Source organism: Coralliovum pocilloporae (assembly GCF_030845175.1).
Taxonomy (GTDB): domain Bacteria; phylum Pseudomonadota; class Alphaproteobacteria; order Rhizobiales; family Cohaesibacteraceae; genus Coralliovum; species Coralliovum pocilloporae.
This window is the reverse complement of record NZ_CP132542.1, coordinates 3519229-3532413: the sequence shown is the minus strand read 5'-3', so window position 1 is coordinate 3532413 and position 13185 is coordinate 3519229. Positions and strand designations below refer to the sequence as shown.

The 13185-nt window shown below is 55.6% G+C and carries 14 protein-coding genes; 5 read left to right on the top strand and 9 right to left on the bottom strand.

Features of this window, described 5'->3' with window-relative positions:
• Positions 1–128 precede the first annotated feature (128 nt).
• Positions 129–2012 (top strand): 4Fe-4S binding protein, encoded by a 1884-nt coding sequence (locus tag RA157_RS16005; RefSeq protein WP_350334120.1) that lies wholly within the window; start codon positions 129–131, stop codon positions 2010–2012.
• Here RA157_RS16005 and RA157_RS16000 read toward each other — a convergent pair.
• Positions 2006–2761: a hypothetical protein gene (locus RA157_RS16000; protein WP_350334119.1), complete on the bottom strand. Its 756-nt coding sequence runs from the start codon at positions 2759–2761 to the stop codon at positions 2006–2008. The genes RA157_RS16005 and RA157_RS16000 overlap by 7 nt on opposite strands.
• A gap of 87 nt (positions 2762–2848) precedes the next feature.
• On the opposite strand from RA157_RS16000, the gene RA157_RS15995 reads away from it, so the two are divergent.
• The 4 genes from RA157_RS15995 to RA157_RS15980 are packed head-to-tail and all read left to right on the top strand — an operon-like array spanning position 2849 to position 5313.
• On the top strand, positions 2849–3046 hold the full coding sequence (locus tag RA157_RS15995) for a DUF6494 family protein (RefSeq protein WP_350334118.1): 198 nt from the start codon (positions 2849–2851) through the stop codon (positions 3044–3046).
• Positions 3047–3053: 7 nt separating this feature from the next.
• Complete coding sequence (locus tag RA157_RS15990; RefSeq protein ID WP_350334117.1) at positions 3054–4133, top strand: Mrp/NBP35 family ATP-binding protein; 1080 nt, start codon at positions 3054–3056, stop codon at positions 4131–4133.
• Entirely contained in the window at positions 4130–4834 is a 705-nt protein-coding gene (locus tag RA157_RS15985; protein ID WP_350334116.1) for a biotin/lipoate--protein ligase family protein, read from the top strand. The genes RA157_RS15990 and RA157_RS15985 overlap by 4 nt, the downstream gene beginning before the upstream one ends.
• Positions 4834–5313: a DUF6505 family protein gene (locus RA157_RS15980; RefSeq protein WP_350334115.1), complete on the top strand. Its 480-nt coding sequence runs from the start codon at positions 4834–4836 to the stop codon at positions 5311–5313. The genes RA157_RS15985 and RA157_RS15980 overlap by 1 nt, the downstream gene beginning before the upstream one ends.
• A gap of 25 nt (positions 5314–5338) precedes the next feature.
• Here RA157_RS15980 and RA157_RS15975 read toward each other — a convergent pair whose 3' ends face one another.
• From RA157_RS15975 to RA157_RS15940, 8 genes are all read right to left on the bottom strand, one after another.
• The gene (locus RA157_RS15975; protein WP_350334114.1) at positions 5339–6436 is read right to left on the bottom strand and encodes a M56 family metallopeptidase; all 1098 of its coding nucleotides are present in this window, start codon (positions 6434–6436) and stop codon (positions 5339–5341) included.
• Positions 6423–6821: a BlaI/MecI/CopY family transcriptional regulator gene (locus tag RA157_RS15970; RefSeq protein ID WP_350334113.1), complete on the bottom strand. Its 399-nt coding sequence runs from the start codon at positions 6819–6821 to the stop codon at positions 6423–6425. Before RA157_RS15970 ends, RA157_RS15975 begins: the two co-directional genes overlap by 14 nt.
• A 79-nt stretch (positions 6822–6900) precedes the next feature.
• Positions 6901–7179, bottom strand: a complete 279-nt coding sequence (locus tag RA157_RS15965) for a DUF2160 domain-containing protein (protein ID WP_350334112.1) — start codon at positions 7177–7179, stop codon at positions 6901–6903.
• Positions 7179–7976 (bottom strand): carbohydrate ABC transporter permease, encoded by a 798-nt coding sequence (locus tag RA157_RS15960; RefSeq protein WP_350334111.1) that lies wholly within the window; start codon positions 7974–7976, stop codon positions 7179–7181. Before RA157_RS15960 ends, RA157_RS15965 begins: the two co-directional genes overlap by 1 nt.
• Positions 7977–7987: 11 nt before the next feature.
• Positions 7988–8854, bottom strand: coding sequence for a carbohydrate ABC transporter permease (locus tag RA157_RS15955; protein WP_350334110.1), 867 nt, complete (start codon positions 8852–8854; stop codon positions 7988–7990).
• On the bottom strand, positions 8854–9948 hold the full coding sequence (locus tag RA157_RS15950; RefSeq protein ID WP_350334109.1) for an ABC transporter ATP-binding protein: 1095 nt from the start codon (positions 9946–9948) through the stop codon (positions 8854–8856). Before RA157_RS15950 ends, RA157_RS15955 begins: the two co-directional genes overlap by 1 nt.
• A 14-nt stretch (positions 9949–9962) precedes the next feature.
• On the bottom strand, positions 9963–11024 hold the full coding sequence (locus RA157_RS15945; RefSeq protein ID WP_350334108.1) for an ABC transporter ATP-binding protein: 1062 nt from the start codon (positions 11022–11024) through the stop codon (positions 9963–9965).
• A 133-nt stretch (positions 11025–11157) separates the two neighbouring features.
• A complete protein-coding gene (locus RA157_RS15940) occupies positions 11158–12894 on the bottom strand; it encodes an ABC transporter substrate-binding protein (RefSeq protein ID WP_350334107.1) in 1737 nt (578 codons plus the stop codon).
• Positions 12895–13185 lie beyond the last annotated feature (291 nt).

Genomic DNA, 13185 nt, shown 5'->3' with positions numbered 1-13185 from the left:
GAACGCCTGAAAAACAACGAAAAAACCAGATGGAAGACCACGGGAGAATCATGTCCAAGACATTGATTTTATGTAATTGTTCGGAGAGTCAGTCTGTTGATTCAAAGGCGCTTGACGCAGTAACGGATATGAGTTGTTCACGCTGCTTCTCTGACCTCTGTACCAAGCAGATGGATGCTGCTGCCGAACAAATCATGACGGGCGATGTGATGATTGCCTGTGGACAGGAGCAAGCCCGTTTTGAGGCTCTGGCCGATGAGCTGGACAGGCCCCGTCCGGACTTTGTTGACCTGCGTGACAGAGCCGGATGGACCTCTGATCAGGGGTCGAATGTGCCCAAAATGGCCGCTCTGATTGCTGAAGCAAACCTGGAAATGCCAACTGCCAAGGCCGTTGATGTGGTGTCTGAAGGGCTCTGCCTCATTCTCGGCAAGGGTGACGTTGCCCTGCGCGCAGCGACTGACCTGGCGGACCTGCTCAGTGTAACTGTGTTGCTTGATGAAGGAGAAGAGCTTCCGTTTGACCGTCGTTTTGATGTGGTCCGGGGACGTCTTGTGAAGGCAACGGGGACATTGGGTCATTTCGATATCCGTATTGATGCTCTTCAGGAAGTTAACCCCGGAGGCCATGGCGGCTTTGCTCTGACAGCGCCACGGAATGGCGGGCAATCCCAATGCGATATTATCCTTGATTTTACAGGAGGGACTCCACTGCTCCCCGCCTGGGAAAAACGGGATGGCTATCTGCGGGCTGATCCGGATGACAGCCTGGCCGTGGGGCGCTGTATCCTGCAGGCTTCCCATATGGTCGGAACGTTTGAAAAGCCGCTCTATGTGCGTCTTGAAGAAGGCATATGTGCCCATTCACGGGCGCAGAAAACGGGCTGTTCCAAATGTCTTTCTGTCTGTCCGACAGGTGCGATCACATCTGCCGGGGAGCATGTTGTTATTGATCCGCTGATTTGTGCTGGGTGCGGATCCTGTTCTGCCGTTTGTCCGTCGGGTGCCATTACCTATGATGCGCCTCCGGTGGATGCTCTGTTCCGACGCATCGATGTTCTGGCCAGGGCCTATCGAAAGGCCGGTGGTGAACAGCCTCGGCTGCTGGTCTGTGATGACAAGCATGGTCGGGAGATGATCCAGCTTGCCGCACGGTTCGGGCGAGGACTGCCGGTTGATGTGATCCCTCTTGAGCTTGAAACCATTGCCGGGTTTGGTCACGCGGAGATGCTTGCCGCACTGGGGTGTGGCTTTGTTGAAGTGTCTGTTCTGCCTGCGCCTGATACAGAGCGTGATGCGCTTGATGGTGAGATAGAGCTGGCCCGGGCGATTGACGGGGCAGGGCGTATCCGACTGCTGGATGTAGGTGATCCGGACGGTATGAGCGATGCACTGTATGACCCGGCTGAGGAGCGTGAAGCGGCAGCGTCTGTGCTGCCGCTTGGAACACGGCGCCAGGTCACCCGGCTCGTGGCCAAATCCATACATGACGATCAGTCCGTTGTGCCGCTGCCAGACAATGCGCCATACGGGCGGATCAACGTGAACAAGGATGCCTGTACGCTGTGCCTGTCCTGTGTTTCCCTCTGCCCGTCAGGCGCTCTGGTTGACAACCCGGATATGCCCCAGCTCCGCTTTCAGGAAGATGCCTGTCTGCAATGCGGGCTTTGTAAGTCGGTCTGTCCGGAAAGCGCCATCACGCTTGAACCACGTCTGAACCTGGATGACAGTGCACTTGAGCAGGTTGTCCTGCACGAGGAAGAGCCCTTTGCCTGCATAGAGTGTGGGGCGCTTTTCGGGGTCCGTTCAACGGTTGAAAAGGTGGTCGAGAAACTGGCGGGCAAACATTCCATGTTCGTCAATGAGAAGGCCGCACGGATGATCCAGATGTGTGACAATTGCCGGGTCAATGCCCAGTATCATGCTGAAGATAATCCATTCATGGGCGGTGAGCGTCCGCGTGTCAGAACGACCGAGGATTATCTTAACGGCAGCGCCCGCAAGGATCATTGATGACGTATCGGGGCTCCAAGGTCGGCGGGCTTGATGGTCGCCACATAGGCGAGGATTGCGCCAAGGTCCTCCAGGGTCATTTCCACCGGTACGATAGCCGGTGGCAACTGATCGCTGAACGGTTCCGTGACCTCCTCGATCTGAGTAAACGCTCCATGGGGCTTCAGCGCATAGAAGGCCTCGAACCGATCCGACCAGTCCTTGAACGTTCTGAGCAGAGCGAAAGACGGGGTGGAGCCGATTGCGTTCATCCGGTTCTTGGCACTGACCACATGGCAGCGACCACAATGGGTCAGGGACAGAGCCTCGCCTTTGGCCTTGTCTCCGGATATTTCCACTTCGGCAATAACGGTCTTCTGTGCCTTGGGCGGGGAAAACAGCGCGGTGCCGTCCGGCGCATAGCTGGTGATTGTACGGGTGCCGACATCCGACAGCAGCCAGTCAAGAAAGCGCTTCACATGAGTATTGTCGGCATTTGGCAGGCTGGCATACCAGGTTTTCGAAAGGCCGCTGAAGATTGGTCTGGACGTGCTTTCTGGCGTGTCGCTGATGATGAAATCGGCCGCAGTTGCGTCTTCGGACAGGGTGATGCGAATGCCTGTCTTCAGTGAAAATCGCGGTAGCATGTGTTTCAGAAAGCCGCTGGAGGTCAGATCATCCGGTGCTGACAGAGTAAAGCGTTTTTCTGCTGAGAATGCAGATAGAATACTGAAAAGAAAAGAGAAAACGGTTGCCAGGATCAGACGCATTGCACTTCTCTCCCTTTCTGGTTTTGTATCAGGGTATGGGGCTCAGCTGCAGTTCGTCAATCCTTGGGCAGGGTTACATGGGAGGACATGATGAGCGATAATCTGAATATGACCATGAGAAAATTTCTCAAGCAGGTGGGGGTGACATCCCAGCAGGCGATTGAGGAGGCTGTCCGTAACGCGGGCGCTGATGCCGTGAATGGCAAAACCTTTTCCGCCAAGGTTGTGCTCACCATTGAGGATCTGGACCTCACTCATGAAGTGACCGGTACGATTGAAGGATAATACGCACGTGGCAGTTTCCCGTGATGACGTCTTGAACGTCTTGAAATCCATTACCGACCCTGTCAGCGATCAGAATCTGGTTGCCGCCGGTCTGACGCGCGCGTTGACGCTTGAAGGTGATGAGGTGCGCCTTGTTCTGGAGATTGATCCGGCCTCTGCGGGCAAAATGGAATTTGTCCGGGCTGAAGCGGAAATGAAGCTGAAGGCCATGGCGGGTATTTCCAAAGCCTCCGTCATCATGACGGCCCACAGTGCCGAGGGGCAGGCCCCGCAACAGGCTGCTGCTGCTCCGGCTCACAGGCAGGCTGAACCGAAGGGGCCTGAAGCCATTCCCGGGATCAGCAAGATCATTGCCATTGCGTCCGGCAAGGGGGGCGTCGGCAAATCGACGGTTTCCGCTAACCTCGCCTGTGCTCTGGCGGCAGAAGGTCAACGGGTTGGCCTGCTTGATGCGGATGTCTATGGACCGTCACAGCCGCGTATGCTGGGCGTTTCCGGGCGGCCGTCATCGCCGGATGGCAAGACCATTCTGCCCATGAGGAACCATGGCGTCACCATGATGTCGATCGGTCTGATGACCAATGATGACCAGGCAGTGGTCTGGCGCGGGCCGATGCTGATGGGTGCTTTGCAACAGATGATGACACAGGTTCAGTGGGGTGCTCTTGATGTGCTGATTGTCGATCTGCCGCCGGGAACCGGTGACGTGCAGATGACGCTTTGCCAGAAATTCCAGGTGGATGGGGCGATTGTGGTCAGCACACCACAGGATGTTGCCTTGATAGATGCGCGCAAAGGCATTGATATGTTCCGCCAGATGGGAACTTCGATCCTGGGCATGATCGAGAACATGTCGACCCATATCTGCTCGCAATGTGGTCATGAGGAGCATGTCTTCGGCCATGGCGGTGTGGCGTCGGAGGCGGAAAAGCTCGGAGTGCCGCTTCTGGCAGAAATTCCGCTTCATCTGGATATTCGCCTGGCGGCGGATGGTGGAGCACCGATTGTGGTTTCCAAGCCGGATTCCACGCAGGCTGAGGTGTTTCGCTCTACGGCAAGTGCGCTTGTGAAGGAGCATCTCGGGTGACGGAGCCAAGCTTTCCTCCATTGTTTCACGGGCAGGCTGTGGATGGCAGCATTGATCCCTTTGCAAAGGCCTGTACCCAGGCGGTGCTTGGCTGCGATTCAGGTCTTGTCGTCTATAATCTGGCAGCGGATCGGCTGGGGGCAGCCATTGTGTTTGCTCCTGAAGTCGCGCTGGAAGAGGCCGTATCCATGATGCCGGTTTGCGGCATCGGGTTTCAGAATGCGCTGGGCGCTCTTGCTCCGCCGGAAGTGGCCGTTCATCTGGACTGGCAGGGTGGAATACGGGTCAATGGCGCGTCCTGTGGTCGTCTGCGTATGGCTGCGTCTACCGGCATGCCGGAAGAGCAGCCGGATTGGCTGGTCGTCGGGCTGGAAGTCCCTCTGTTGCCGACAACAGATGCGCCTGGAGATGTTCCGGACCAGACGGTGCTGCATCTGGAAGGATGTGCCGAAATTGAGCCTCAGCAATTGCTTGAGAGCTGGGTGCGTCACACATTGGTCTGGCTCAATCACTGGCAGGATGGTGAGCTCAACCGCATTCATGATGAATGGCGTGGTCTTGCCCAGGGCTTGGGCGAGGATATCGAGGTTGATGGAGAGCAGGGCGTTTTTCTTGGACTGGATGAGCGCTTCGGCTTGCTGCTGCGCCAGTCAGACGATACGCGTCTGATCCCATTGTCGACACGGCTGGAGGGTGTGTAATGAAACTGGCGCGGGCTATTCACTTCGATGAAAGTGACATGAATGTCTTCCATTCTCCGGCCCGGACCGGGGAATGGTGCCTGTCCGGCGGGTTTGAATTCTCCAACTGGACAGATGGAGATCTGGAAGGCAAGGCAAGACAGGCCTTTGCCAATGGCTGGCTGGGCCTTGAAACCTTTGGTCGGGTGACCTTCGTGGCGGTGACACAAATTGAGCCGTTCGAGCTTGAGGCTCTTGCGGATGCTCTGGCGCAGCATTTTGTCAGGGTCTATGGTGCTCCGTCAGTTGAGGCTGCACGTGGCGTAGCACTCGAGGAACTGGCTCATATGCAGGATCTTTGTGATGAGCATGAGCCGAATACCCTGCTGACCGTTCAGCGCGAGTTGACTGATGCGGGCGTCAGGGAGAGTTTTCGCTCGATCAAGTCAAGCGATGCCGGGCTGGATCAGTTTGCCATTCACGGTGATACGGGTGGATAATCCACCCGTCACCCTTACGACTGCCTCAAGGATACGGGCTTCCAAACCTGTTGCGATATTCCAGCCGTTCCAGATTAACGATGGATGACAGCATCAGGCGATCCTGGCTCCAGTCAGCCGGTTTCTGAATGGCAATGGCCGAGGCTGCGACCAGCAGGATGGCGGGTAGAATAACCAGGCCGCCCACATGGCGTGGCAGCGGTTTCTTGCTGGCGGTGAAGAGAGACAGAATACGGCGGCGCAGGAGTGCGGACCGATCAATCTGGACCAGAGCGACACGGGGCATGGAGACCATTTTCCGGTTCCCTGATACGCTGGCATCACATACCCGCAGAAGGCAGTCGCAATAGGCTTTGACGTCAAAATGCCCACGCGCCAGCACCTGCTGATCACAGGCCAGTTCGCGCAGGTGTTCTATCTGGTTTTTCCAGATGTAGAACACCGGATTCCAGAAGAAGAACGGACGCAGCAGCTCGGTTGCGATTTCCCATTCAATGTCATTCTGGCGAAAATGCTGGAACTCATGTTCCAGAGCGATTTTCAAATCATGCGGACGCGTCAGCATGTCTGTCGGGATCACCACATAGCGGCTGCCAAGACTGCGGGTAGAAAACGGCACGATGGTCTTGTCGGAAATCCGCAGATGAAGATTGCCGAACCGACGCCAGTGATAGCTGCATGCGATCAGGGACCGCAGCCGCGCAGCACTGATGCCCAGTCGGATGACATAAAGCGTAAAACCGGATGCGAGGGCGAGGGCCACAAGCTGGCTGAGTATGGTCTGACCGTCCAGCATCTGGGTCGTCAGCTGCTCACGCATGCCCATCAGGCCCTCAAATTCGCTGGGCTTCATTTCAAAGCCGCCGTTCAGATATTGCGAGACCAGGAAGTCGGACAGGTTGAGTGAGTATGATGTTGGCAGGAGGCCGAACAGCAGCACGAAAACGGGACTGAGCAGAAGCGCCCAGACCATGCCGTTCAAGACCTGAAGCTGGAACGTGAAGGCCTGACTGAGTGATGTTCGGTGAAGAGCAAACCTGATCAGAAGCCAGGCCGAGAACGCGATCACCAGCAGGATGTTCGCATTGATGTAGAAATCCAGAACAGCATCACTCTGTATCATGGCTGAGCCTCCTCTCCACCAGAGCCCGGATTTCTTCCAGAGCATCTTCTGACAGATCGCTGTCATCCACGAGACGGGCAACCAATGATACGGGTGTATCATCGAACAGTTTCTGCGACAGGTTTCTCAGAGATTTGGTCTGATAGCTGTCCTTGCTGAGAAGCGCTTCATAGATAAAGGTCTTGCCGTGTTTCTTGCTTGTGACAAAGCCCTTCTGCTCCAGAATGCGCATAATGGTCGCCGCAGAAGTGTAGGCAAGGTTCCGATCCGGGTCGAGCCTTGCCAGAATGTCTCGAACTGAGCCTTCTCCAAGTGCCCAGAGCTCCGTCATGAATTCCAGCTCCACCTCGGTCAGAAATTCACTTTTTTTCTTTTGTCTAACCATTGTTTCATCCAGCGGAAGTCTGCAATTCAGAGAGAAACTCTAATTCAAACGAAAGCTCTTGTCGATCCTGCTTAGCAGGCTAAACTTTCCAGAAGCAGAAGATACCCCAGCAGATGCTGATGCCGAGTGGTGCCCAGAGCGGCATACCCATCAGTCCGAGCCAGGCCAGGAAGATATAGGTGGTTCCGAGCAGGGAGATGAACAGGCGGTCACCGCGTGTGGTGACGAGACCCAGTGCGCCTTTGCGTGCATCTCCGCCCGGATTGCGGATCTCAAGGGCTGTAAGAATTCCCATTGCGGAAAAGATACCGATAAAGACCAGTGCAGTCGGCCAGGTCCAGGCCATCCAACTCAACATCAGACCCTCCCCAGGGCAAAGCCCTTGGCAATGTAGTTTCGTACGAAATAGATGACGATGGCGCCCGGAATGATGGTCAGGGTTCCAGCCGCGGCCAGCAGGCCCAGCTCATAACCGGCGCTTGAGGCGGTTTTTGTCATGGTTGCGGCAATCGGCTTGGCGGCCACTGCTGTCAGTGTTTTGGCAAGCAGCAGTTCCACCCAGGAGAACATGAAGCAGAAGAACGCAGCCACACCGACGCCTGAACTGATGGACGGCAGAAAGATGGTGACAAAGAAACGCGGGAAGGAATAACCGTCCACATAGGCTGTTTCATCCAGTTCCTTGGGGACACCGCTCATGAAGCCTTCAAGGATCCAGACCGCCAGTGGAATGTTGAACAGGCAATGGGCAAGCGCCACAGCCAGATGGGTGTCAAACAGACCCACTGCGGAATAAAGCTGGAAGAAGGGCAGGGCGAAGACCGCTGCCGGTGCCATGCGGTTTGTCAGCAGCCAGAAGAAGAGCTGTTTGTCTCCCAGAAAGCTGTAACGGGAAAAGGCATAGGCTGCAGGCAGGGCCACGGCCACGGAAATCACCGTATTGATGGAGACATAGAGGATCGAGTTGATATAGCCCCAATACCAGCTTGGATCGGTGAAGATCGTTTCGTAATTCTCCAGGGTGAATGTTTGCGGAAACAGCGAGAAGCCGGACAGAATTTCATTCGTTGTCTTGAAACTCATTGCTACCAGCCAGTAGATCGGCAGCAGGAGAAACAGGATATAGAGGATCAGGATCAGATGTCTTTTCTGCATGTGTCTGGTCCTTACTTGGCGTCGTTCTTGGTCATCAGCGTGTAGAACAGCCAGGAGACCAGAAGCGTAATAGCGAAATAGATGAGCGACATGGCTGCTGCCGGACCAAGGTCGAACTGCCCGAGGGCGATCTTGACCAGGTCAATGGAGAGCAGGGTGGTTGAATTGCCCGGGCCTCCACCAGTCAGCACGAACGGCTCGGTGTAGATATTGAAGCTGTCCATGAACCGCAGCAGGATAGCGATGGTCAGGACCTGCTTCATTTTCGGCAGCTGGATATAGCGGAAAACAGACCAGCTTGATGCACCATCGATCTTGGCAGCCTGATAATAGGCGTCCGGTATGGAGACGAGACCCGCATAGCTGAGCAGGACCACCAGTGATGTCCAGTGCCAGACATCCATCACAACAATGGTGATCCAGGCAGCAAGCGGGTCCTGGGTCATGTTGTAGGTTACGCCCAGCGTGTGGTTCATCAGATAACCCAGAAGGCCGATATCCGGCAGGGTGAAGATGTTCCACATGGCTCCGACCACGTTCCAGGGGATCAGCATGGGCAGTGCCATGGTGACAAGGCAGACCGGCACCCAGAAGCCTTTTCTTGGCATGCAGAGCGCGATGATAATGCCGAGCGGAATCTCGATGGCCAGAATGATACCGGTAAACAGGAACTGGCGTCCGAGAGCCGCGTGAAAACGGTCTGAATTCAGCAGTTTCTCAAACCAGTCGAGGCCCTGCCAGAAGAAGAGATTGTTCCCGAAGGTCTCCTGAACCGAATAGTTCACCACTGTCATCATCGGGATAAGGGCGTTGAACGCCACAAGGACCAGAACCGGGAGAACAAAGAACCAGGCTTTCTGATTTTGCGTTTTCATCATCAGACTCCTTCCGCCTGGCGTGTTGCGTCGCTTGAAATCCATCCGTCGCGATAAAGGCGTGTCTGGGATGCTTTCAGGGAAAGACGGACGGTTTCGCCCTGGTTCGGGACAGGGCCGTCAGTTATCGCCTTGATGACCGTATCGCCGATCATGGCGTCAACCACGCTGTGACGCCCCACATCGGAAACCTTGCGAACCCGGCCTTCCAGGCTTCCGCCTTGATCCAGAGAGACAAATTCCGGACGGATTCCGATTTCGGTCTTGCCGCTTTCGTCACCCTTGATCGGTCCTTCAAGGGTGATGGGCTGGCCGTTGAAACGGGCAGTGCCGTCTTTTACCTCGCATGGCATGATGTTCATGCCGGGTGAGCCAATGAAGTGGCCGACAAAGGTATGGGCCGGTCGTTCAAAGAGTTCCACCGGTGTGCCGATCTGCACCACTTCACCATCCTGCATCACCACCACCTGATCAGCGAAAGTCAGAGCTTCCGTCTGATCGTGTGTTACATAGATCATGGTCGCTTTAACTCTTTGATGTAATTCTTTGAGTTTAGAGCGTAATTTCCATTTTAGGTGCGGGTCGATGACGGTCAGAGGCTCATCGAACATGATGACGTTCACATCATCCCGCACGAGACCGCGCCCCATTGAAATCTTCTGCTTGTTATCCGGGGAAAGACCGGCCGCACGGGTATCCAGGAGCTCGGTGACTTCCAGCATCTCGGCAATTTCGGTGACACGGCGCTCAATGGTTCCGCTGTCAACCCCGCGGTTTTTCAGTGGAAATGCCAGATTGTCACGAACCGTCATGGTGTCATAGATCACCGGAAACTGGAAAACCTGCGCAATGTTCCGTGCATCTGGCGGCAGGTTGGTCACATCCTGGCCATCAAACAGAATCTGCCCTTCGCTTGGTGTCAGCAGACCCGAAATGATGTTGAGAAGGGTCGACTTGCCGCAACCGGATGGCCCGAGCAAGGCATAAGCGCCACCATCCTGCCAGTCGAGGTCGATTTCCTTCAGCGCATAGTCCGCCGCGCTCTTGGGATTGGGGTAATAGCTGTGCCGGAGCTTTGAAAGCGTGATTTTTGCCATATTGAAGTCTCCGTTCAGGCAGCCAGGGTGCCATCTGGGGCAAAGTAGAAGCAGCGGGACGGGTCCATGTAGAAGGTATGGTCCTCGCCAACCTGATAGGCATGAACACCGTGGGCCAAAGAGACCCAGCTCTCATTATGCAGCCGGAAATGGGCACTGCTTTCAGACCCGCTCAGTTCTGTGACCTGAACCGCACCGGTAAGGGCGACCCCCTTGTCGTGAGACAGCGGGGAAATATGGTTTGGCCTGATGGCGATGACATAGTCGCCATCTGACAGGTCTGCTGCCGGGCCTTCGATCGTCCAGCTGATGTCGGAGCCCAGATGCGCAACATTTCCACGCTTTGAAATAGGGGCTGTGTTGATGGGCGGATCAGAGAAAACCCGGGCTGCTATGAGATTGGCCGGTTTGCGGTAAATGTCGGCAGTCGGGCCGAACTGGCTGACATGCCCGTCATTCATCAGCGCGGTATAACCACCAAGCAGCAGGGCTTCTTCGGGCTCTGATGTCGCATAGACCACAACGGCTCCGCGCCCGGCAAAGAGTTCAGGCAGCTGGTCGCGGAGTTCTTCGCGCAGTTTGTAGTCCAGATTGGCGAGCGGCTCATCAAGGAAAACGGCGTTGCTTTCCTTGGCTATGGCGCGTGCGAGCGCTGTTCTCTGCTGCTGACCGCCCGAGAGTTCATGTGGGCGACGGTTCAGCATGGGGCGGAGCTGCAGCAGGTCTGCTGCTTCCTCGACGCGTCCCTGAATTTCAGATTTGGCCATACCGGCCACCTTCAGTGGTGATGCGATGTTGTCGAACACCGACATATGCGGGTAGTTGACGAAGAACTGGTGCACCAGGCTGATATTGCGCTTCTGTGTGGAGAGGCGGGTCACATCCTGACCATCCATCAGCACACGGCCGGAAGCAATCGGGTCCAGACCTGCCATCATCTTGATGAGAGAGGTCTTGCCTGAGCCTGTTTCTCCCAGAAGGACATTGAAATGTCCGGCTTCAAGGCGAAGGCTCGTTTCCTTGATGTGGGTCACCGCGCCAACGCGTTTGGTGATGCGTTCGAGTTCTATAGTCATGGTCCGTTTCCGCCGAAGTGATCCGCACAGGTGAAATAGGCCTGTTGGAATGGGGCTGTGCGGTGAGAGATGGCCGGACGTTGAGGCCCGGCCATCAGGACTGGGCTCGCGGACCCAGTCGGGAGGTTATGCGTTAGTTGGAAGCCCAGCGGGCAACCAGCTCGTCATAGTTCACCGTCTTGCCCTGGGGTTTTTCATTGGCGAGCTTCGGCTTGGCACCGCCATTGGCAAACCACCATTCGGCGTCCTTTTCTTCGTTCAGGCGCGGTCCGCAACCGCCGTATACATTGGCTGCCTCATCGGCGGCCTGCATACGGGCCATGGTGACGTCCATTTCCTGAGCCAGACGATCCATGGCTTCCTGCGGTGTGAAGGCACCTGAGTTCACGTCACCGATCTGCTGCCACCAGATCTGGGCCAGCTTCGGATAATCAGGTACATTAACACCGGTTGGAGACCATGCAACCCGATCCGGAGAACGGTAGAACTCGACCAGACCACCCAGCTTCGGTGCGCGTTCTGTGAAGCTCTCATGGTTGACGGAGCTGTCGCGGATGAAGGTGAGACCCACATGGGACTTCTTCACGTCAACAGTCTTGGACACCACGAACTGGGCATAGAGCCAGGCCGCCTTGGCGCGATCAACCGGTGTAGACTTCAGGATGGTCCAGGAGCCAACGTCCTGATAGCCGACCTTCTGGCCTTCTTCCCAGTAAGGACCATGCGGGCTTGGAGCCATGCGCCACAGCGGGTTGCCGCTTTCGTCAACTGTGTTGTTGCCCTCTGATTTCGGCTTCACCATGTCGGCGGTGAAAGCGGTGTACCAGAAGATCTGCTGTGCAACGTTACCCTGAGAGAGAGCCGGCAGAGACTGGTAGAAGTCAAAGCTGGCAGCGCCCGGAGGTGCGAAGTTGCGGAGCCATTCGTCCCATTTGCGGATGGCGTAGACAGCAGCCGGGCCGTTTGCAGCACCGCCACGGGTGACCGATGCTCCAACCGGGTTACAGCTGCCGGCTTCCATGCGGATGCCCCATTCATCAATCGGAATACCGTTTGGCTCACCTTTGGAACCGGCACCGGCCATAGAGAGCCAGGCATCCGTCATACGCCAGCCGAGGTCAGGCGCGCGCTTGCCGTAGTCCATATGACCGTAGATTGTGGTTCCGTCGATTTCCTTCACGTCTTTCGAGAAGAATTCGGCGATATCCTCATAAGCGGACCAGTTGACCGGTACACCAAGGTCATAACCGTATTTTGCCTTGAAGGCGGCTTTCAGGTCTTCGCGGTCGAACCAATCCTTGCGGAACCAGTAGAGGTTTGCGAACTGCTGATCGGGCAGCTGGTAGAGGTCGCCGTCGGGGCCTGTAGTGAACTGGGTGCCCATGAAGTCGCCCAGATCAAGGCCCGGATTGGTGACATCCTTGCCTTCACCCGCCATCCAGTCAGTGAGGTTATAGGCAAGCTGCAGACGGGAATGGGTGCCGATCAAGTCGGAATCGTTGACATATGCGTCGTAGAGATTCCGCTTTGTCTGCATCTGGGTCTGCACGGCCTGAACCACTTCCCCTTCGCCGAGGATCTGGTGGTTGACCTTGATGCCAGTGATTTCCTCGAATGCTTTGGTCAGCACTTCAGATTCGTAGGAATGGGTCGGAATACCTTCAGACAGAACGTTGATTTCCATACCCTTGAATGGTTCAGAGGCATTGATGAACCATTCCATTTCCTTCATTTGCTCGTCCTTGCTCAAAGCGGACGGCTGGAATTCCTGATCAATCCATTTCTTCGCTGCTGCCGTATCGGCCATAGCTGACGAAGACCCCGCAATAACGGCAGCGGCCGCGACTGCGGAGAGCAGATACTTGCGCATCTTGTCTCCTCCCTTGAGAAATCCAATCGGCCGAAGCCGATATACAAAAATGTCATATGAGGGCATGGATTTTGTCAAACTAAAAATTTAGTAGACTGGATTTTTATCCGTAAGATACTGAATAATATAGCATAATAAATTGGTGTTTCGAACTGAATTGACGTGAAAATTCATGCTGCATTGCAGCGTTAAAAAGAGGTGCCGGATGCCTTGGATAGAAGCAACGGATGGCAGGCAGCGGATAGAGGCATTGTTGCCTTGACCTGATTTCATACGCGATCACGACCTCAC

Bases quoted from the DNA above. Each gene is read 5' to 3' on its own strand.
- RA157_RS15940 (WP_350334107.1), bottom strand. From the start codon at position 12,894: ATGCGCAAGTATCTGCTCTCCGCAGTCGCGGCCGCTGCCGTTATTGCG.
- RA157_RS15975 (WP_350334114.1), bottom strand. From the start codon at position 6,436: ATGATACAGAGTGATGCTGTTCTGGATTTCTACATCAATGCGAACATC.
- RA157_RS15980 (WP_350334115.1), top strand. From the start codon at position 4,834: ATGAAACTGGCGCGGGCTATTCACTTCGATGAAAGTGACATGAATGTC.
- RA157_RS15960 (WP_350334111.1), bottom strand. From the start codon at position 7,976: ATGCAGAAAAGACATCTGATCCTGATCCTCTATATCCTGTTTCTCCTG.
- RA157_RS16005 (WP_350334120.1), top strand. From the start codon at position 129: ATGAGTTGTTCACGCTGCTTCTCTGACCTCTGTACCAAGCAGATGGAT.
- RA157_RS15995 (WP_350334118.1), top strand. From the start codon at position 2,849: ATGATGAGCGATAATCTGAATATGACCATGAGAAAATTTCTCAAGCAG.
- RA157_RS15970 (WP_350334113.1), bottom strand. From the start codon at position 6,821: ATGGTTAGACAAAAGAAAAAAAGTGAATTTCTGACCGAGGTGGAGCTG.
- RA157_RS15945 (WP_350334108.1), bottom strand. From the start codon at position 11,024: ATGACTATAGAACTCGAACGCATCACCAAACGCGTTGGCGCGGTGACC.
- RA157_RS16000 (WP_350334119.1), bottom strand. From the start codon at position 2,761: ATGCGTCTGATCCTGGCAACCGTTTTCTCTTTTCTTTTCAGTATTCTA.
- RA157_RS15965 (WP_350334112.1), bottom strand. From the start codon at position 7,179: ATGTTGAGTTGGATGGCCTGGACCTGGCCGACTGCACTGGTCTTTATC.
- RA157_RS15950 (WP_350334109.1), bottom strand. From the start codon at position 9,948: ATGGCAAAAATCACGCTTTCAAAGCTCCGGCACAGCTATTACCCCAAT.
- RA157_RS15955 (WP_350334110.1), bottom strand. From the start codon at position 8,854: ATGATGAAAACGCAAAATCAGAAAGCCTGGTTCTTTGTTCTCCCGGTT.